Raw genomic sequence first — 19,902 nt, forward strand, 5'->3', positions numbered from 1 at the left:
GAACAAGTTGCTAAATATAGAATGATGTCATATAGCTATTTGCTTTCTATTTTTGTAAGATTGCTAATATACATATTGGTAATCTTGTATTCTTTTTTTGAAGAATCTCCTAAATTGTTACTGTCTTTAGCGATAGTAGCCAATCTTTCTATTATATTTAAAACTTATAAGAGTTTGCCTATACTCTTGATGTGTTTATTTCTTTTTTCATATATAATTAATCTTATTCCGTTCTTTTTTGCGGGACAATACATATTTTACTACCCTCCTAAAGGAGGTTTTTATGAAACCTTACAAATACACGCTATATTTCTATTTGCTTTAGATATATTTCTACATCCTATTAAGAAGAAATTATATATCAGTGAAAAGTTACCTCAGAGGAAGAATGTGAAAATATTTCTTTTATTATGTGCTTGTTTTCTATTTTTCTTGATATTTTCCATACAAGGGGAAACAATTTTAGAAACAGGTGGCTATGGACAAAAAGGTAATAATAGTAATTTAGGAGGATTTGGAATGTATTTTGTTATATTAGTGCCTCTCTTGTATATATATAGTGGGAAAGAGTTGATTTTTAAACGGATAATTTTAATGTTATCTTTGTTGATGTCAGTTAAGTTGTTGTTATATGGAGGAAGGATGGGTGTGTTAATGTTGGGGCTTTTACTTTTTTTATTATACTATGATAATAGAAAAAATAATTTTTCGCTTTTAAGAATAGGGGTATTGATTTTACCTATATTGTATTTTTTTATATTAATGGGGGCTATTCGCACTAAACCTTTGTTAGCTCTCAATTCTTCTTTTGCAGAATTATTATTTTTACCTTTTAAAGAAGATTTTTTAACAACATATATAGAGTTTTTTGGAAATCAAAATGATATTTTTTATTCCTCGTCAGTACTTAATAACACAGCATTATCTGATACATTGAATATTTCTACACGCATAGAAATGTTTTTTTATAATGTTCTTTCTTTGGTTATACCTTATTCTTGGTTACCTGCCAAAGCTTCAGTAATAACTTATATTCAGAAAAATATAGCTCATACGGGAGGAGGTGCTCTCCTTAGTGCCTATTCTTACTTTTATCTGTCTTATGTAGGAGTTATACTAATACCATATTTTATTTCATATGTTATTAATAGAATACAGAACACAAAAAGCTTAGTTTTTACACTTTATACTGTGATGGTATTAGTAACATTTCCCACCTGGGTTGGATATAATATAATAAGCTTATTTAAAATATCATTTTATATAGTCCCTTTATATTTAGCAACAACATTACTTCTGAAAAAGAATGAAAAACATACTATTCGTGGGTGAATTGCCTCCTAAAACTATTCACGGAGTAAGTAACTCTAGTGCTATGAATATTAAAATACTTTCACAGTGTTTTAATCTATTTCCTATTGAAGAATACATTCCTTTGTCTAATCACAATCAATTTGCTCTTTCAAAAATAAAGCAGATATACTATATTATAAGACAAATTAGAAAAAGAGTCAGACAAACATGTTTTGATTTTTTTTATGCTAATATGGCAATATCATATTTGGGGATGCTTAAGAATATTCTTTACTTAATAGCTTTTAAACAAAAAAGTAAAGGTAAGGCGATTTTTCATATTCATCGCGGCGATTTTGAATCTTTTTATAATCATTCTATTATTTCTAAATTGCTTATTAATTTTTTTGTAAAAAGAGCAGATAAACTTATTTTTTTGAGTGAAACTTTAGTTCCTAAGCATTTAGAAGGGAATACGAAGGTATGTTATTTAGCCAATACTATTATTCCTGAGAAGGAATATCCTATAAGAGAAAATAATAAGAACAACTTACTATATTTATCAAACTATATAGCTGAAAAAGGAATTATAGATTTGTTAAATGTTTTCAAAACGATAGAAGATAATAATTTGACACTAAATTGCTATGGGAGCTTTACTGATAAAAAGTTAGAAAAACAAATAAGAACTTATCAAAGTAATTCAGTACATATAAATAGTGTTTTAATAGAAGAAAAGTTTAATACAATTCATAATGCCGATGCTCTTGTGTTACCTTCTTATAATGAAGGACAACCCTTAATTATCTTAGAAGCTATGATGTGTGGTACTATAGTAATAGCTTCTGACGTTGGTGATATTAGAAATATGTTAGGAGATGATTACCCGTTTTTGTTTCAAGCTAAGGATTTGGAAGGGCTAAAAAAAACAATTTATTTATATCTAAAAACAGACAAAGAAACATTAACAAATCTATCAGAACACTTACAAAAGCGATATTTTAAGTTTTATTCAAATAAAATCCATAAAGAAAGAATATTAAAGATATTTGATTATGAAAGTTAGTATTGTTACACCTACATATAATAGTGCAAAAACAATTGTTGATACAATTTTATCAGTCAATAAACAAGATTACGCTAATATAGAACATATTATCATAGATGGAGGGTCTAAAGATAATACACTTGAGCTTATAAGAAACACTCCCAATAGAGTAAAAAAAATAATTTCAGAGCCTGATAAAGGCATTTATGATGCAATGAATAAAGGAGTTGCGCTTGCTACAGGTGATATTGTTGGCATTCTCAATTCAGATGATTTTTATAATTCAAATGATGTAATAGCGAAAGTCGTAAAAACTTTTCAAGAAGGAGAATATGAAGGAGTGTATGGAGATTTAGAATATGTAGACGCAAGGAACACCAATAGAGTTGTTCGCTATTGGGAATCTAAAGCTTATAAAGAAGGTTTGTTTAAAAAAGGGTGGCACCCTGCCCATCCAACTTTTTTTGTGAAAAAAGAAGTATATGATAAGTATGGCAACTTTAATCTGAAGTATAAAATAGGAGCAGATTACGAAATAATGCTACGTTTTATAGAAAAAAATAGAATTAAAGTCGCATATATACCTGAAACCTTGGTAAAAATGCGAGTAGGAGGAGCTAGTAACCAAAGTATAAAAAACATTATTAAAGCTAATATAGAATGCTATAATGCCTGGAAAGATAATGGTTTATCTATTTTGCCATTTGTATTTATCTTAAAACCACTCTCAAAAACTCTACAATATTTAAGAAAATGAATACTTATCTTAGTAATAAACTAAAAATTTTATCACTAATAGCAATGGTATTAGTGGTGTTTATTCATTCCTACATTGAAACTACTACAAATAATACTCTAATGTCTGAAGCCATAGCTTTTTTGCAGTATTTTATTAGTCAAGGAGTGGCTCGTGTAGCCGTACCTATTTTTTTTACAATTTCAGGCTACCTTTATTTCTTGTCTTACCAAAACACAACAAATGATTATATAATAAAAACTAAAAAAAGACTTAAAACATTAGTGTTACCTTATTTATTAATGTCTTTTTTTATAGTTTTATGTTATACTTTTATATTAGACCCTTTGTTTGGGCACTATATTAACAAAAGTATTAATATCTTTCATAATTCTATAACAGATACTCTGAAAGTTATTTTTATAGATCCCTTACCATATCAGTTATGGTTTTTACGTGATTTGATACTATTGATTCTTTTGGCACCTTTTATACATTATCTTTTTAAGTTCTTAAAAGTATATTTTATATTTATACTAGTTCTTTTATGGTTACCTATAACATCTTTTTCCTTTTATATTTTCTCGAATGAAGCTATTTTGTTACAAAAAAGAAAAGGAAATGTTTATTATCTTATAACTCTTGTTTGGTTGTTAGCTCTTACAATAAAATCAATAGTCAATATAAAGTTAGGTATTAATAATGAAATTTCTGATATATTACTAAAAATCAGCATAATAATGGGAGGAATTTCTATTTGGAGTTTGTATGACATTTGTATAAAGAGCGAAACTCCTAGTAAGATTTTATTTACTCTTTCATCTTACTCTTTCTTCATTTACCTAATACACGAACCTTTGTTGTTAAGTACGTTTAAAAAAATATCAAATGTTATTATTAGAAAGAATGAGTTGTTTTTGCCTTTTTTCTATTTTTTCAATGCCATTATTACAATAATCTTATGTATTATTATTGCTAAAGGACTGCAAAAATATACACCTAAGTTGTATAGTATCATTACGGGAGGAAGATAATTGAAAATCTATCAAGGAAAATAAAATAAATTTTGTACTTTTGCAAAAAATATTGGAAATGAATAAAAAAGCTCTTATAACAGGTATCACAGGGCAAGACGGAGCATATCTCGGAGAGTACCTGCTTAAAAAAGGATATGAGGTTCATGGTATGAAACGCCGTTCTTCTTTGTTTAATACTGATCGTATTGATCACCTTTACCAAGACCCTCATCTTGAAAATAGAAATCTTATACTTCATTACGGCGACCTTACCGATAGTATGAATATTACGCGTCTTATCCAAGAGGTACAACCTGATGAAATCTATAACCTTGCAGCGATGAGCCACGTACACGTGAGTTTCCAAACCCCAGAATATGTAGGTAATGCAGATGGCTTGGGCACCCTTCGTATCCTTGAAGCGGTACGCTTGTTGGGACTTACTGAAAAAACTCGTATCTACCAAGCTTCTACTTCTGAGCTTTATGGTTTGGTACAGGAAGTCCCTCAGAGCGAAAAAACACCTTTCTACCCACGCTCACCCTATGCAGTTGCAAAACTCTACGCCTATTGGATTACCGTGAATTATCGTGAAGCTTATAAAATGCACGCTTCTAATGGTATATTGTTTAACCACGAATCGCCTATACGAGGCGAAACTTTCGTAACTCGTAAGGTAACCCGTGCGCTTAGTAGAGTCGCCCTAGGTATGCAAGAAAAATTTTATATGGGCAACCTCAGTTCACAACGCGACTGGGGGCACGCTAAAGACTATATCAAAGCAATGTACCTTATCTTGCAACAAGATGCTCCAAGCGACTATGTAATTGCTACTGGTATTACCACAGCTATTCGTGATTTTATTAGCTTAGCAGCACAAGAAATAGGACTTACCATAGAATTTAAAGGCGAAGGAGTTAATGAAAAAGGCTATATAACAGCTGTAAACAAAGCTGTTTTTAGTGAAAAAGTAGGTGAAAAGTACCTTGCACATATAGAAGATAAAATAGCTAAAAATGAAGCTGTAGTACTAGTTGACCCTCAGTATTTCCGACCAACAGAGGTAGATTTGCTTATTGGAGACCCTACAAAATCACAGACAGTTTTAGGATGGAAACCACAATATGACCTTAAAGGATTGATAGAAGATATGATGCGTTCGGACATTAAACTTTTCAAACGCGATGCTTACCTCAAAGAAGGTGGTTTTACAATAATGAATTACTTTGAATAATGGATAAAAACGCTAAAATATACATTGCAGGACATAATGGCTTAGTAGGTTCAGCAATTTGGAAAAATCTTACAGAGAAAGGCTACACTAATCTTGTAGGCAGAAACAGTACAGAATTAGACTTGCGCGATAACCAAGCTGTGATTGATTTTTTTGCACAAGAACAACCAGAATATGTATTCTTAGCAGCAGCTAAAGTGGGAGGTATTATGGCTAATAATACGTATCGTGCCGACTTTATCTACGACAACTTGATGATTCAGAATAACGTAATTCACGCAGCGTTTCAATATAAGGTAAAAAAATTACTTTTCTTGGGCAGTACTTGTATTTATCCTAAAGAGGCTCCGCAGCCAATGTCAGAGAATTGTTTGCTTACTTCGCCCTTAGAATATACAAACGAACCGTATGCTATTGCTAAAATAGCGGGAATCAAACTTTGCGAAAGTTACAATTTGCAGTATGGCACCAATTTCATAGCAGTAATGCCAACCAATCTTTATGGGCCTAATGATAATTTTCACCTTGAAAATTCGCACGTATTACCTGCTATGGTTCGCAAAATACATTTATCAAACTTATTGCGACATAATGATTGGGAAGGCGTACGAAAAGACCTTGATAAACGACCTGTAGAAGGCGTTTTAGGGCAAAATACAGACGATGAAATAGCCGCTATATTAGCTAAATATGGTATTACAGCGCAAAAAGTAACTTTGTGGGGTACAGGAACCCCCTATCGTGAGTTTTTATGGAGTGAAGATATGGCAGATGCGTGTGTATTTGTGATGGAGCGTATCGATTTCAAAGATACTTATCCCCTAGGAGCTAAAGAGGTTCGCAATACTCATATCAATATAGGAACAGGTAAGGAAGTTACAATTAAAGAACTTGCCTACTATATAAAGCAAACCATTGGTTATGAAGGCGAAATAGAATTTGACACCACCAAACCCGATGGTACAATGCGTAAACTTACCGACCCAAGCAAGCTACACAATTTAGGTTGGAAACATAAGATTGAACTGCAAGAGGGAATTAAACTGATGTATCAAAATTATTTACAAACCATTTAATTTTTTTCCTCAATCTCACCCAAAACTTTGCCAATGCTTACCACAGTATTGGCAAAGTTTTTTTATGCTTATACACAGCAAATTACCTATAATTGATAATTATTTACTACCTTTGCAAAAAATATCCAGATGATACACCTCCACGAGTTTATAGATAAATACGTTACCAAGCGTCCTGAAAGTATGTTTAGGGCAGATTTGCACGCCCATCAATCAGCATTAGCAAAAGCCATCGAAGGCAAAAGCGTATTAGTTATTGGTGGTGCAGGTTCTATTGGCAGTTCGTTTATAAAAGCTCTTTTGCCTTTCAGTCCTAAATCATTAGTAGTTGTAGATATCAACGAAAACGCACTTACCGAACTTACGCGCGAGTTGCGTAGCACTTCAGCCTTTATCGTGCCTACCGACTATGTAACCTACCCGATGAACTATGCCGATGAAGTTTTTGTAAAGATGTTCAAGGCACGCGCAGGTTTTGATATTGTAGCCAATTTTTCGGCACATAAGCACGTACGAAGCGAAAAAGATAAATATTCAGTAGAAGCATTGCTCAAAAACAACGTAGTAAATGCCAAAAAACTATTAGATTTATTGTGCGATTACCCCCCACAACACTTCTTTTGCGTCTCTACCGACAAGGCTGCCAACCCCGTAAATATAATGGGAGGCAGCAAAAAAATTATGGAAGATATGATAATGGCTTATGCCAAACACTTCCCTGTAACTACCGCTCGCTTTGCCAATGTAGCCTTTTCCAACGGCTCGCTGCCCGCAGGATTCTTAGAACGCATCGCCAAAAACCAACCCCTATCAGCCCCTTGCGATGTAACCCGCTATTTTGTGTCGCCCGAAGAAAGCGGACAAATATGCCTAATGGCTTGTATATTAGGTAGTAGCGGACAGATATACTTTCCGAAGCTAAAGAAAGAGCAAGTACTTACCTTCTCGGGAATAGCCACCCAGTTGCTCAAAGAATTAGGCTATACGCCACTTGAGTGCCAAAGCGAAGCCGAAGCAATCGCCAAAGCCGAAAGCAGAAAAGAAACCGACAAATGGTACCCCGTTTATTTCTCAAAAAGCGACACCACAGGCGAAAAACCCTATGAAGAGTTTTATACTGAAGGCGAAAAAGTAGATTTAAACAACTATACATCTTTAGGAGTAATCAGTTTGCAATCGTTTAAAGAAGTTTCTGAAATAGAAAATTTTATAAATAAGTTAACCCAACTATTCAACAACCCTGCTACTGAGAAGAGCGATATTACCGCACTGATGAAAGAATTTTTGGTAAATTTCGACCATCACGAAACAGGACGCTATTTAGATAGTAAGATGTAAAAGCCGAGCGAAGGTTGAGCGAAGGAAAGTCGGCGAGCTGGCGCAGCCGAGTATGTGATGAAGGATAAGCCGAATATGTAACAAAAATTATCTGAACTACAGATAATACTTAAAGAGATTAATCAATATGGAACTACCACGTTATGAAATACTTCCTAATAAGGAAGTGAATAGTTTTACTTTCATTAGTGAAGGGAAAAAAGGAAAGATACAAAAGGGAATATTTTATGAGCAAACAACCATAAAGGGTGTTTTCAATTTAGTATTGGGTGATAGAGACCCACTAACAGGTAAGTTAGATGATAAAGTAGTTACCGATAATGGTGATACCGAAAAAGTATTAGCTACTGTTGCTGCTACAGTTTATTCATTTACAGATAGTAATCCTACAGCTTATATATTTGCAAGAGGCAGTACACATTCACGAAATAGACTATATAGGAGAGGGATTACTAAGTACCTATCGCAAGCTCTTGAAGATTTTATAATCTATGGAATGTTACCAAATGAAGAATTTGAAATTTTTACCCCAACTACTGATTATATAGGATTTTTAATTCAACGAAAAATGAAATAGTTATGAATAAAGAAGAACAAAAAGCATTTGAAAAAAAAATGTGGGATAAATACCAAATAAAACTAAAGTTTAGAGAGGACGAAGATGATTTTATCTCTAATTACAGAAATAGTGAGGAGTTTAAGCAAAAAATGAATGAAGTAAATAAACTCCTTAGCAGGGTTCGTTTTCCTGAGAAACTTTCTAACCAAATAAACTAATAACCACAATGAATATACCCCAAACCATAGCCTTTATACGTAGTCTTTACCAAGAACCAGACGCATTTATACCTCTACACGCTCCTACTTTTGCAGGTAACGAAAAAAAATACTTAGAAGAATGCATTGATACGACCTTTGTATCAAGTGTAGGTAAATTTGTTGACCTCTTCGAGCAAAAAGTTGCAGAATATACAGCTGCAAAATATGCTGTAGTATGCGTGAATGGCACTAATGCTCTCCATATAGCACTGAAACTTAGTGGGGTAGAGGAGGGGGATATGGTTATCACACAGCCGCTAACCTTCATCGCAACTACCAATGCTATCGTCTATGCGGGTGCCGTTCCCGCCTTTGTAGATGTTGATAAAGATACAATGGGGCTTTCGCCGACATCATTGGAACGATTTTTGCAAGATAATACCCAGCTACGCAACGGAGCGTGTTATCACAAACAAACAGGTAGGCGCATCAAAGCCTGCTTGCCAATGCACACCTTCGGACACGCCTGCCGTATAGAAGAAATCATAGCCATTTGTGAACACTATCACATCGCTGTAGTGGAAGATGCTGCCGAGGCAATGGGTAGCTACTACAAGGGCAAACACTTAGGCACCTTTGCCCCCATAGGAGCTATTTCCTTCAACGGCAATAAAACCATTACCACAGGTGGTGGCGGAATGATACTCACCAATGATGAAACCATAGCACATAGGGCAAAGCACCTTACCACACAAGCCAAACTGCCCCACGCTTGGGAGTTTGTGCACGATGAAATAGGCTATAATTACCGAATGCCCAATATCAATGCCGCTTTAGGAGTCGCTCAATTAGAACAGTTAGACGGCTTTTTAGTCAATAAGTGGGCTACAGCCGAAGCCTATAAAGCCTATTTTGAAAAACAAGGCATTGCGTTTTTTGCCGAACGAGAAAACGAAAAATGCAACTACTGGCTTAATGCTATTATTTTAAAAGATAAAGAAGAGCGCAACGCCTTCCTTACTGAGGCAAATGCACAAGGAGTAATGAGTCGCCCCATATGGCAACTGATGAACCGCTTGCCAATGTTTGTAAATTGTGAGCGGGGCGACCTTAGCAATGCCGAATGGCTTGAAGCAAGAGTTGTAAATATCCCAAGCGGAGTGAGAAAATAACCCAAGTAAAAAAGAGAATATAAATAAGAAACTAAATATATTTTTATGAGGAAAAAACTTTTTTTTTGTTTGTTGTCTTTTAGTACATTGAGTGTCTTTTCGCAGGAACGCCTTGATCTTATCAACAAACACTTCATAGGAGCGATCAACAAAATTGTAGTTGGCGACAGCATCAGCAGTATGCAGTCTATGAAAATCCGTTTTTTGAAAGACAAGGCTATTATTGAAGAAGAAAAATTATCAGTTACTAAAAAACCACGTCTTATCTACAAGGTAGAAGTAGCTTGGCGCATCAACAAGCGCAACAACCAAGTTATCTTCTCAGCTGCTAACAACAACTATTCGTATCAGGATTACAATTTCTATTTTAGAGATCAGTTCTTGAGAGGTGTTTACAATAAAGAAGATGATAAAATAGTAGTGTTAGACATTAACTTTGCAGAAACAAACTAACACAACAAAAACAAATGATTATAAATAGTTGAAAAACAAAAATCAAAACAAAAAAATAATGAGTAATAAAATTCCTTGGCAAGAACGCCCCGCAGGGTGTAACGATGTGCTATGGCGTTATAGCGAAAACCCTATTATTGGAAGATACGACATTCCAAGTTCAAACAGTATCTTCAATTCAGCAGTAGTACCCTTTGGCGATGGCTATGCAGGTGTATTTCGCTGCGATAATAAAGCTGTGCAAATGAACATATTTGCAGGCTTTAGCAAAGATGGATTGCATTGGGAAATCAACCACGACCCAATAGTGATGAAAGCGGGTAACACAAGCTTTATCCCTTCCGACTATAAGTACGACCCTCGCGTTACTTTTATTGAAGACAGATACTGGGTAACGTGGTGCAATGGCTATTGCGGGCCTACTATCGGCATTGCCTATACTTATGATTTTAAAGAGTTTTTCCAATGCGAAAACGCCTTCCTTCCGTTCAATCGTAATGGAGTGCTTTTCCCTGAAAAAATAAACGGCAAATACGCAATGCTTAGTCGCCCAAGCGATAATGGGCATACCCCTTTTGGTGATATTTTTGTGAGCTATAGTCCTGATATGAAGTATTGGGGCGAACATCGTTGTGTGATGAAAGTATCTCCTTTTATGGATAGTGCTTGGCAATGTACTAAAATTGGTGCAGGAGCAGTGCCTATCAAAACAGCTGAAGGCTGGTTATTGTTCTATCACGGTGTAATCAATACCTGCAACGGCTTCCGTTACTCTATGGGTGCAGCTTTGCTCGATTTAGAAGACCCAAGCCGAGTGATTGCGCGCACACAACCTTATCTTTTAGCGCCTGCTACCTTGTACGAAACTACTGGCGATGTGCCTAATGTAGTATTCCCTTGTGCAGCTTTGCATAGTACCGAAGAAGATAAGGTAGCTGTATATTATGGTGCTGCCGATACTGTAGTAGGGGTTGCTTTTGGACATATCAGCGAGATAGTGAAATTTACAAAAGAAAATTCACTGTAGTTTAAAAGAATAGCAAAATAAGAAAAATTGCGTGATTTTCCGTAAATCACGCAATTTTTCTTATTTTTGCATTTCAAAACCCTATAACAATGATAGAAACACCTCCTCCTTTTTTACCTGCTACCGATACGTATAATCTTATAAAACCTTTACTATCAAATGGTTTTCTACAGAAAATACAGAACGAATACCTGTATTGGTCGCAGCTGAAGTACAAGGCTAAAGATATCCCTCCTAAACAATTATGGCAAGCAGTGAAGCTCTATCGTCACCTAAACGAACGTACACTGCAGTTTGGCAAGCACCACTTTAGCTACGTGCTTACCGACTACATACAGCAAGCCCTACACACATTTGATATGCATATAGGCGGCACCCTAACCAGCAATATGGGGATTGCCGAAGTAGATACACATAAATTTATGTTGAGCTCCATTATTGAGGAATCGATAGCGAGTAGCCAAATAGAGGGGGCTAATACTACTCGCAAAAAAGCTAAAGAGATGATACAGAAGGGCATCAAGCCCAAAAGCAAGTCTGAGCAGATGATTATGAACAACTACAACACTATGCAGCATATAGTGCAGCACAAGCACGAGCCCCTAACGCCTGAGCGTCTGCAGTATATACACCAGCTTATAGCCTACAGAACCCTCGATTTGCCCGAAGAAGAAGGAACTTTTAGAACCCATAACGATATTTATGTAGTTGATTTTACTAATGGTGAAGTAGTACATACCCCCCCCGATGCTGCCGAGATACCCGAACTTATAGCACAGCTTTGCACCTTTTTCAATACCAGCACCCATACCTTTATACACCCCCTTATCAAAGCCTGCGTATTGCACTTTATGATAGGCTTTATACACCCTTTTGCCGATGGCAATGGGCGCACAGCACGTGCGGTGTTCTACTGGTATATGCTCAAATCGGGCTATTGGCTTACCGAATACCTTTCTATTTCGCGTATTATAAAAGAAACCAAAAAACAGTACGAAAAAGCTTTTCTGCATACCGAAGCCGATGATAACGACCTTAGTTATTTTATCACCTATCAACTCAGGGCTATGGAAAAAGCTTTCGAGGCACTAAAGAGCTATATCAACAGAAAGCAGAAAGAGATATTCCAAGCCTCGCAGTTTATGAAGATAGCAGGGGTGAATGAGCGTATGGCACAAATCATCAAAATTATTTATGACGACCCCGAACGGGTACTCAGCATCAAAGAGATAGAAAACCGTTTCCTCATCTCAAACCACACCGCTCGTACCGACCTAAAACAATTAGTTGATTTAGGATTTTTAGAAGTAATACCCGTCAATAAGAAGAAACAAAGCTATATAAAGTCGGCTTCGTTTTACAACTTGCTGCAGAGAAGGTAGTTATTTCATATTGGGCTCTATACCTGTATTTTATAAATGAGCAACAAAATTCAATATTTATAAAATATTATAAAACAATACATTAGAAAAAAAACACGAAATAAAAATCGCAAAAATGTAGGATATTCAATTATTATTATTACTTTTGCGTTTGAAAAAGAAAAATTTAATCATACAATTTTTATCTTAATATAAATGAGAACAATACAGTTTAGAGAAGCCGTATGCGAGGCAATGAGCGAAGAGATGCGTCGCGATGAATCGGTTTATTTAATAGGTGAAGAAGTAGCCGAATACAACGGTGCTTACAAAGCCTCTAAAGGAATGCTCGATGAGTTTGGACCCAAACGCATTATCGATACCCCTATTGCCGAAAGTGGTTTTGCAGGTATCTCAGTAGGAGCAGCAATGAATGGTAACCGTCCTATTGTTGAATTTATGACGTTCAACTTTTCATTGGTAGCTATAGACCAGATTATTAACAATGCTGCCAAAATGCGCCAAATGTCTGGTGGACAATTTACCGTGCCTATCGTTTTTAGAGGCCCTACCGCATCAGCAGGACAATTAGCCGCAACTCACTCTCAAGCGTTTGAAAATTGGTATGCCAACTGCCCTGGTTTGAAAGTAGTGGTACCTTCTACTCCTTACGATGCTAAAGGATTGCTAAAATCGGCAATACGCGATAACGACCCTGTTATCTTTATGGAATCAGAACAAATGTATGGCGATAAAGGCGAAGTGCCTGAAGAAGAATACACTATTCCATTAGGAGTTGCTGATATTAAACGTGCAGGTAATGATGTTACAATAGTATCTTTTGGTAAAATCATCAAAGAGGCTCACAAAGCTGCTGAACAATTAGCAAAAGAAGGTATTGAGTGTGAAATCATCGATTTGCGTACTGTGCGCCCGTTAGATTTTGAAACTATATTCAATTCTGTAAAGAAAACCAATCGTTTGGTTATTTTAGAAGAAGCTTGGCCTTTTAGCAGTGTATCTTCAGAAATCACATACCAAGTGCAAGAGCATATTTTTGATTACTTAGATGCGCCTGTACAACGTATCACCACTACCGATACACCAGCTCCTTTCTCTTCAGAATTATTGAAAGAGTTTTTACCTAATGCTGAAGATGTGGTAAAAGCAGTAAAAAAAGTGCTTTATAAATAATAAGATAGTTATAATTCATTTCATTGAAGCATCCTTGCTAATTTTAGTAAGGGTGCTTTTTTATTCCCTGAAAATTACCGATAATTAAGCATAAAATACTTAAAGTATTGTTAAAATTAATTTATAGCTGTGTTAAATTTTAAATTGCTTATATTGACGGATTTTAACTATATAAACAGATGTTACTCTTAATTTATACACAAAAATTAAGAGTAAACTCAAGAAAATTAACAAACCAATTATGTTAAAGAAAAAAAGACTTTTTTTCATACTTTGGATTTTATCAAAAAATAATTACCTTTGCTGCAGAATAGATGAAAGAAATAATATGCCATTAGTAAGAACATTCGAGATCGATCCTCACACAGTCTTATATGTATGGACTGTAGAGGAAGCCCTTGCAAAATTACAACAAGGGGTCTCACTATCGCCTGAACAGCAAAACCTGTTTGAGGCTATTCACAACGAGGCGGCTAAGAAGAATTTTTTAGCAACTCGTTTGCTCCTGAAAGAGTTAGGCTACGATGCCACCGCTCTTTATTACGATTCTTATGGCAAACCATTACTCAAGAGTGGCAACCAAATATCTATAAGCCATTCGTTTAACAAAGTATCTATTATTATAAGCACCAAGCACAAGGTAGGTGTTGATATAGAAAAAAAGCGAGAAAAAATCGTCCGCATTGCAAGTAAATTTACGCAATGGAACTACAGCAAAGCTGCTTTTTCCGAAGATACTATTGTTCAAAAACTCACAATGATATGGTGTGCTAAAGAAGTCGGGTTTAAAATCCATAATACACCTTCCCTTACACTCAATGATGTAAAAGTACGTGACTTTTTCCCTACCGATAAATGTACGGAAATTAAAATAGACAATACCTTTTACACCGTTTATTTCAAAAACTTGGAAGAGTATGTATTAGGATACTGTTATAAGTAATTTAATTTTGTTTTCATTAATCACAGCTTAGAAGGCTACAGCTTTCTAAGCTTTTTTTATGCCCTAAAATACATTGCATTTAGATAAGCAAAATGTTAAAGTTTTTATTATATTACATATAATTTTTGGATATGTCTAAAAATATTGTATCTTTGCACCGAATTAATTAATTAAATGATTAACCGTAATGAAAACATTCTTTACTGCTATTTGTTTAGCAATCAGTGCCGTAGCACTTGCTCAAGACGGCACTTTCAAAGGGCATATCACTTCTGATGACCTTCCTTTGGAAGCTGTATCAGTGCAATTAGAAAGCAAAACCACCAAAAAATGGACAACCTCCAACCGCAAAGGTGAGTTTTCATTGTCCCTCCCTGCTGGAGAATATCGCCTAAAAGTACTTTCATTAGGCTATATCCCCTATAACGATAAGGTAACCATTACCGCAGGCGCCACTACCGAGCAAAATATCGCTCTAAAAGAAGATGTACTCGGTATAGACGAAGTTGTTATTACCGCCACCAAAACCAAAGAAAATCGCAAAGATGCACCGGTTTTGGTGAGTGTAACCTCACAAAAAGAGCTTACTATTGTAAAAGCTCACAGCCTTATCGATGCGTTAGTATTTCAACCCGGCTTGCGTACCGAAGTAAACTGCCAAAACTGTGGTACTACACAAGTGCGCATCAATGGTATGGAAGGCTCCTACTCACAAATCCTCATCGATAGCCGCCCCATATTTGGCTCGCTCAATGGCGTTTATGGCTTAGACCAAATCCCTGCTAATATGATTGAGCGTATTGAAGTAATTCGCGGTGGTGGTTCAGCACTCTTCGGCTCTAATGCTATCGCAGGTACTATCAACGTTATTACCAAAGACCCTATCAAAAACGAAGCACAAGCAGGTATCGTAAGCAACCTCATTGGTGGTAAATCTGCCGACATTATAAGCTCTTTCAACGGCTCTATTGTAAGCGATAACTATATGCGAGGCATTTCTTTCCACGCCTTGAACCGCAATCGCCAAAGTTACGATGCCAACGATGATGATTTTACCGAAATTACACGCCTACAAAACCTAAATGCAGGTGCTAAACTTTTCAACCACTTCACCGACCGTCATAAACTTACTGCCGAACTCAATATGAGCGATGAAGACAGACGCGGAGGGAATAAATTAGACCTCCCAGAACACCTTGCCGATATTGCCGAAAGCATCCGTACCAAAGTAATAGGTGGTAATGCCAATTACGACTATTTCTCACCAGCCTACAACCACAAGCTATCAGCCTACACCAGTGCCGAACGCACACGTGCCGATAACTACTACGGCAAGCTTGAGGGTACCGATATAGAAGCATCAACAGGTAATTATGGTCTTACCAAAGAACATATCTGGGTACTCGGCGGGCAACACACCTACTACCTGCCCACCGCCAAAGGACAGCTGCAACTCACTTCAGGAGCCGAGTTCAACCACGATGTCCTTTCAGAAACACGACAAAACCCCAATATTCTCACCATAAATCAAAAGTCGAACACCTTTGGGTTGTTTAGCCAAGCCGATTGGAAAATATCACCTAAATTCAAACTTTTAGGAGGTTTGCGTTTAGACCACGTCAATGCTTCTCTACTTAAAGAAAGCATCACCGTGCTAAACCCTCGTGCAAGTGCTCTTTATAATATCAACGAAAACTTTATTCTACGCGGAAGTTACGCACGCGGTTTCCGAGCTCCGATGTTTTATTCAGAAGATGTTCATTCCGAACTGATCACTGGTGAAGTACGCCGCGTAAAATTGGCTGAAAACCTCAAAAAAGAAACTTCCGATAGCTATACAGCCTCTTTCGAGTATAATCATACCCACGACACACACCAGCTTATCGCTATGATTGAAGGATTTTACACCGCCCTACACGACCGATTCGATTATGAAGAAATAGGAAAAGAAAACGGCTTCCGTGTAAAAGAAAAAATCAATACCGATGGAGCGGTCGTAAAAGGGGTAAATATAGAAGTGAAATATAGCCCTAATCCCAAATGGCAATGCCAACTTGCAGCTACTATGCAAAGTGCTAAATACAACAGCCCTCAAACTCCCGAAGATGGTATAACTTCCGATGAAATATTGCGTACCCCCAACCTATACGGAAACCTAATGGCTACCTATCGCCCTGTGCCACAGTGGAATATCAACCTCGTTACCGTATACACAGGCAGTATGAAAGTACCTCATATAAATGGTTATATCACCGAAACCCGATTGGAAACTACTAAAGGAATGATTGATTTTGGGCTCAATACTTCTTATGAGTTCAAATGGAAGAAATTCTTCCCGTTAGAAGTGAGCTGCGGTGTTAAAAATATGTTCAACCAATACCAAAACGACTTTGATAAAGGTGCCGAACGCGATTCCAATTACATCTACGGACCTTCACTACCACGAACTATCTTTGTAGGACTCAAGATAAAATAACTTTTTTCATCGTGCTACTGCAGCCATAAAAGCCGCAGTAGCACCTTTTTTTTGCCCTATATATTTGCGATTGATAGCCCCTATAACCTCTCGTTTTTCAGCATTGGTTACCAGTTCGCCCATAACTTTCTCAAAAGCCTCTGCCGAAGCCACCGAAATGACCCCACCTAAGCCAACCAGCTCACGTGCTTCGTTAAACTTCTCGTAATTCTTCCCTATCACTACAGGAATACCAAAAACGGCAGGTTCCAGCACATTGTGCAAGCCCTGCGTACCCATACCGCCGCCCACATAAGCCACATCGGCATAGCTGTATATTTTCGTCAGCAATCCCACCGTATCAACGATAAGCACATCGGCAGTAGTCAAATCGGCAGTATCCTTTTCGCTGTAAAGCACTACTTTTTTATTGAGTTTGTCCCGTAACGCCCCTATCTCATCAGCGTGAATGTTATGAGGTGCTATGATAAACTTCACATTCTCGCATTGGTTGATAAAATTTGCGTAAATAGCCTCATCTAAAGCCCACGAACTACCAAAAACCACACATAATCTATCCCCCTTAAAATGCGCTACAAAATCCAACCGATTATCGCGTTGCAAAATTTCATACACACGGTCAAAACGCGTGTCGCCACTCACCGTTACATTCTCAAAGCCCAAACCGCTGAGCAGCATAGCCGAAGCCTCATTCTGCACAAAAAAGTGAGTAAAGCAGCGCAAGCCCTCACGCATCACCCCGCCATACCATTTAAAAAACGCTTGTTCGGGACGAAAAATCCCCGATAGCAGGTAAGTAGGCACGCCAGCAGCCTTTAGCGTATGCAAATAGTGCAACCAAAACTCATATTTTACAAAAATAGCCATCATAGGGCGCACAGTCTCCACAAAACGCTTCGCATTGGCAGGCGTATCAAGCGGTAAATAAACAATCAGGTCGGCATCTTGGCTATTTTTGCGCACTTCATAGCCCGAAGGAGAGAAAAACGTTACCAAAATGCGATAACCTTGCCCTCTTAGTGCCTTAATGACAGGCAAACCCTGTTCAAACTCACCCAAAGAAGCCGTATGCACCCACACATAACGCTCATTAGGCAACAATCCCGAAGCGAGCCTATCCCACACCACCTTACGACCATTCACAAACAAACGAATTTTCTTATTAAAACAGCCCACCAGCGGCAACAATCCCTTTATAAGGTAGATAATAAAGGTATAAAGTTTCAGAATAACAAATGAAAGTAATTTCACAACGATAAAAGAATATAGTTTTTTCAGCCGCAAAGATACGAAATAAAACCCATTGTACACCCTTTGTTTATCTTTTGTTCGAGCGAAGGTTCAGCGAAGGTTCAGCGAAGGAAAGTCGGCGAGCTGGCGCAGCCGAGTATGTGACGAAGGTTAAAAGCCTGTGCGGCTCGCACCGAGCTGGCACAGCCGAGTATGTGAAGCCTGTGCGGCTCGCACCGAGCTCACACCTAAAAAACTAACGATTAAAGTTTTAATCATTAAACATTATTTCGTATCTTTGCAGCTATAAATTACAAATAGCTAAAAATCATTCTACAATGAAAAAAATACAAATGGTAGACCTACACGGTCAGTATAACCAAATCAAAAACGAAGTACAAGCGGCTTTTGCTGAGGTGTTAGAAAGCACTGCCTTTATCAATGGACCCCAAGTACAACAATTCCAAAAAGAGTTAGAGCAATATTTAGGAGTAAAACACGTAATTCCCTGCGCCAATGGTACCGATGCCCTACAAATAGCAATGATGGGACTCGGATTAAAACCTGGTGATGAAGTGATCACTGCCGATTTTACTTTCGCCGCTACTGTTGAGGTAATCGCACTATTGCAACTTACCCCAGTGCTTGTAGATGTCTATGACGACACTTTCAATATCAATGTAGAAGCCATCGAAAAAGCTATAACACCACGCACCAAGGCGATTGTACCCGTACACCTTTTTGGGCAGCCAGCCAATATGGAAGCGGTAATGGCATTGGCAAAAAAGCACAACCTATATGTAATTGAAGACAACGCTCAAGCCATAGGTGCCGATTACACTTTTGCCGATGGACGTACCCAAAAAGTAGGTGCCATAGGGCACGTGGGGGCAACCTCATTCTTCCCTTCCAAAAACTTAGGTTGCTACGGCGATGGGGGCGCTATTTTCACCAATGACGATGAGTTGGCTTACACACTGCGAGGCATCGTCAATCACGGAATGTACGTGCGCTACCACCACGATGTAGTAGGGGTCAATTCAAGGTTAGATTCGCTACAAGCAGCCGTATTGCGTGCCAAATTGCCTCATCTAAACCAGTACAACCAAGCGCGCCGCAAGGCAGCCCAAAAGTACAATGAGGCGTTAGCTCACAATCCCAATATCGTAACCCCCGTGATAGGCGAAGGCTACGACCACGTTTTTCATCAATACACGTTACGCATTCTCAATGGCAAACGCGATGCTTTGGCACAAGCCTTTACAGAAAACGGAGTGCCTTTCGGTATTTATTACCCCATACCCTTGCACGCCCAAAAAGCCTATGCACGCTCCACCTACAACGAAGCCGATTTTGCCGTTACTAACCAACTCGTGCAAGAAGTAATTTCATTACCAATGCACACCGAGTTAGACGATGAGCAAATAGCATTTATAACTGAGCTTATAAACAAAACAGTATAACCCTAATATAATAACGCAACAAAAAAAGTGCGAGCTTTTGAGGCTCGCACTTTTTATTTTTATAGAAGCACGATTGCACCACC

At 37.4% G+C, this 19,902-nt stretch carries 18 protein-coding genes; 17 read left to right on the forward strand and 1 reads right to left on the reverse strand.

The genetic code is table 11. The annotated features are described in order from the left end of the window. Nucleotides 1–21 precede the first annotated feature (21 nt). The 16 genes from HMPREF9075_RS12325 (at nt 22) to HMPREF9075_RS12400 (ending at nt 17,126) form a co-directional block, all read left to right on the forward strand. Nucleotides 22–1,332 (forward strand): hypothetical protein, encoded by a 1,311-nt coding sequence (locus HMPREF9075_RS12325; RefSeq protein WP_009416947.1) that lies wholly within the window; start codon nt 22–24, stop codon nt 1,330–1,332. After that, nucleotides 1,307–2,359: a glycosyltransferase family 4 protein gene (locus tag HMPREF9075_RS12330; RefSeq protein WP_009416948.1), complete on the forward strand. Its 1,053-nt coding sequence runs from the start codon at nt 1,307–1,309 to the stop codon at nt 2,357–2,359. Before HMPREF9075_RS12325 ends, HMPREF9075_RS12330 begins: the two co-directional genes overlap by 26 nt. Then, on the forward strand, nt 2,349–3,098 hold the full coding sequence (locus HMPREF9075_RS12335) for a glycosyltransferase family 2 protein (RefSeq protein WP_009416949.1): 750 nt from the start codon (nt 2,349–2,351) through the stop codon (nt 3,096–3,098). The genes HMPREF9075_RS12330 and HMPREF9075_RS12335 overlap by 11 nt, the downstream gene beginning before the upstream one ends. 44 nt (nt 3,099–3,142) lie before the next feature. Beyond that, nucleotides 3,143–4,111 (forward strand): acyltransferase family protein, encoded by a 969-nt coding sequence (locus HMPREF9075_RS12340; protein WP_232305117.1) that lies wholly within the window; start codon nt 3,143–3,145, stop codon nt 4,109–4,111. 58 nt (nt 4,112–4,169) lie between these two features. After that, nucleotides 4,170–5,327, forward strand: a complete 1,158-nt coding sequence (gmd, locus tag HMPREF9075_RS12345; RefSeq protein ID WP_009416951.1) for a GDP-mannose 4,6-dehydratase — start codon at nt 4,170–4,172, stop codon at nt 5,325–5,327. Then, complete coding sequence (locus tag HMPREF9075_RS12350) at nt 5,327–6,403, forward strand: GDP-L-fucose synthase (protein WP_009416952.1); 1,077 nt, start codon at nt 5,327–5,329, stop codon at nt 6,401–6,403. The genes gmd and HMPREF9075_RS12350 overlap by 1 nt, the downstream gene beginning before the upstream one ends. A gap of 129 nt (nt 6,404–6,532) precedes the next feature. Beyond that, nucleotides 6,533–7,741 carry a UDP-N-acetylglucosamine 4,6-dehydratase gene (locus tag HMPREF9075_RS12355; RefSeq protein ID WP_009416953.1) on the forward strand — a complete coding sequence of 403 codons (1,209 nt, stop codon included), beginning with the start codon at nt 6,533–6,535 and terminating at the stop codon, nt 7,739–7,741. Nucleotides 7,742–7,868: 127 nt separating this feature from the next. After that, nucleotides 7,869–8,318: a hypothetical protein gene (locus HMPREF9075_RS12360; RefSeq protein WP_009416954.1), complete on the forward strand. Its 450-nt coding sequence runs from the start codon at nt 7,869–7,871 to the stop codon at nt 8,316–8,318. Nucleotides 8,319–8,320: 2 nt separating this feature from the next. Next, the gene (locus HMPREF9075_RS12365; protein ID WP_009416955.1) at nt 8,321–8,518 is read left to right on the forward strand and encodes a hypothetical protein; all 198 of its coding nucleotides are present in this window, start codon (nt 8,321–8,323) and stop codon (nt 8,516–8,518) included. An 8-nt stretch (nt 8,519–8,526) separates the two neighbouring features. Further along, nucleotides 8,527–9,672: a LegC family aminotransferase gene (locus tag HMPREF9075_RS12370; RefSeq protein WP_009416956.1), complete on the forward strand. Its 1,146-nt coding sequence runs from the start codon at nt 8,527–8,529 to the stop codon at nt 9,670–9,672. 45 nt (nt 9,673–9,717) lie between these two features. Further along, nucleotides 9,718–10,125, forward strand: a complete 408-nt coding sequence (locus HMPREF9075_RS12375; protein WP_009416957.1) for a hypothetical protein — start codon at nt 9,718–9,720, stop codon at nt 10,123–10,125. A gap of 58 nt (nt 10,126–10,183) precedes the next feature. Then, nucleotides 10,184–11,152 (forward strand): glycoside hydrolase family 130 protein, encoded by a 969-nt coding sequence (locus tag HMPREF9075_RS12380; protein WP_034557798.1) that lies wholly within the window; start codon nt 10,184–10,186, stop codon nt 11,150–11,152. 89 nt (nt 11,153–11,241) lie between these two features. Next, nucleotides 11,242–12,534, forward strand: a complete 1,293-nt coding sequence (locus HMPREF9075_RS12385; protein ID WP_009416959.1) for a Fic family protein — start codon at nt 11,242–11,244, stop codon at nt 12,532–12,534. A 195-nt stretch (nt 12,535–12,729) separates the two neighbouring features. Continuing rightward, nucleotides 12,730–13,707, forward strand: a complete 978-nt coding sequence (locus HMPREF9075_RS12390) for a pyruvate dehydrogenase complex E1 component subunit beta (protein WP_009416960.1) — start codon at nt 12,730–12,732, stop codon at nt 13,705–13,707. 328 nt (nt 13,708–14,035) lie between these two features. Next, nucleotides 14,036–14,650, forward strand: coding sequence for a 4'-phosphopantetheinyl transferase family protein (locus tag HMPREF9075_RS12395; protein WP_034557746.1), 615 nt, complete (start codon nt 14,036–14,038; stop codon nt 14,648–14,650). Nucleotides 14,651–14,837: 187 nt separating this feature from the next. Beyond that, nucleotides 14,838–17,126, forward strand: coding sequence for a TonB-dependent receptor (locus HMPREF9075_RS12400; protein WP_009416962.1), 2,289 nt, complete (start codon nt 14,838–14,840; stop codon nt 17,124–17,126). Between the two features lie 6 nt (nt 17,127–17,132). Here the strand turns inward: HMPREF9075_RS12400 and HMPREF9075_RS12405 are convergent, their stop codons facing one another. Next, entirely contained in the window at nt 17,133–18,377 is a 1,245-nt protein-coding gene (locus HMPREF9075_RS12405; RefSeq protein WP_009416963.1) for a 3-deoxy-D-manno-octulosonic acid transferase, read from the reverse strand. A gap of 317 nt (nt 18,378–18,694) precedes the next feature. On the opposite strand from HMPREF9075_RS12405, the gene HMPREF9075_RS12410 reads away from it, so the two are divergent. Continuing rightward, entirely contained in the window at nt 18,695–19,819 is a 1,125-nt protein-coding gene (locus tag HMPREF9075_RS12410) for a DegT/DnrJ/EryC1/StrS aminotransferase family protein (protein ID WP_009416964.1), read from the forward strand. The last annotated feature ends 83 nt before the right edge of the window (nt 19,820–19,902 follow it).

Origin of the sequence: Capnocytophaga sp. oral taxon 332 str. F0381 (assembly GCF_000318275.2) — a bacterium.
Taxonomy (GTDB): Bacteria; Bacteroidota; Bacteroidia; order Flavobacteriales; family Flavobacteriaceae; genus Capnocytophaga; species Capnocytophaga bilenii.

Excerpts from the sequence above, each read along its gene's own strand:
- HMPREF9075_RS12325 (WP_009416947.1), top strand. The coding sequence starts at position 22 with ATGATGTCATATAGCTATTTGCTTTCTATTTTTGTAAGATTGCTAATA.
- HMPREF9075_RS12330 (WP_009416948.1), top strand. The coding sequence starts at position 1,307 with ATGAAAAACATACTATTCGTGGGTGAATTGCCTCCTAAAACTATTCAC.
- HMPREF9075_RS12335 (WP_009416949.1), top strand. The coding sequence starts at position 2,349 with ATGAAAGTTAGTATTGTTACACCTACATATAATAGTGCAAAAACAATT.
- HMPREF9075_RS12340 (WP_232305117.1), top strand. The coding sequence starts at position 3,143 with ATGGTATTAGTGGTGTTTATTCATTCCTACATTGAAACTACTACAAAT.
- gmd (WP_009416951.1), top strand. The coding sequence starts at position 4,170 with ATGAATAAAAAAGCTCTTATAACAGGTATCACAGGGCAAGACGGAGCA.
- HMPREF9075_RS12350 (WP_009416952.1), top strand. The coding sequence starts at position 5,327 with ATGGATAAAAACGCTAAAATATACATTGCAGGACATAATGGCTTAGTA.
- HMPREF9075_RS12355 (WP_009416953.1), top strand. The coding sequence starts at position 6,533 with ATGATACACCTCCACGAGTTTATAGATAAATACGTTACCAAGCGTCCT.
- HMPREF9075_RS12360 (WP_009416954.1), top strand. The coding sequence starts at position 7,869 with ATGGAACTACCACGTTATGAAATACTTCCTAATAAGGAAGTGAATAGT.
- HMPREF9075_RS12365 (WP_009416955.1), top strand. The coding sequence starts at position 8,321 with ATGAATAAAGAAGAACAAAAAGCATTTGAAAAAAAAATGTGGGATAAA.
- HMPREF9075_RS12370 (WP_009416956.1), top strand. The coding sequence starts at position 8,527 with ATGAATATACCCCAAACCATAGCCTTTATACGTAGTCTTTACCAAGAA.
- HMPREF9075_RS12375 (WP_009416957.1), top strand. The coding sequence starts at position 9,718 with ATGAGGAAAAAACTTTTTTTTTGTTTGTTGTCTTTTAGTACATTGAGT.
- HMPREF9075_RS12380 (WP_034557798.1), top strand. The coding sequence starts at position 10,184 with ATGAGTAATAAAATTCCTTGGCAAGAACGCCCCGCAGGGTGTAACGAT.
- HMPREF9075_RS12385 (WP_009416959.1), top strand. The coding sequence starts at position 11,242 with ATGATAGAAACACCTCCTCCTTTTTTACCTGCTACCGATACGTATAAT.
- HMPREF9075_RS12390 (WP_009416960.1), top strand. The coding sequence starts at position 12,730 with ATGAGAACAATACAGTTTAGAGAAGCCGTATGCGAGGCAATGAGCGAA.
- HMPREF9075_RS12395 (WP_034557746.1), top strand. The coding sequence starts at position 14,036 with ATGCCATTAGTAAGAACATTCGAGATCGATCCTCACACAGTCTTATAT.
- HMPREF9075_RS12400 (WP_009416962.1), top strand. The coding sequence starts at position 14,838 with ATGAAAACATTCTTTACTGCTATTTGTTTAGCAATCAGTGCCGTAGCA.
- HMPREF9075_RS12410 (WP_009416964.1), top strand. The coding sequence starts at position 18,695 with ATGAAAAAAATACAAATGGTAGACCTACACGGTCAGTATAACCAAATC.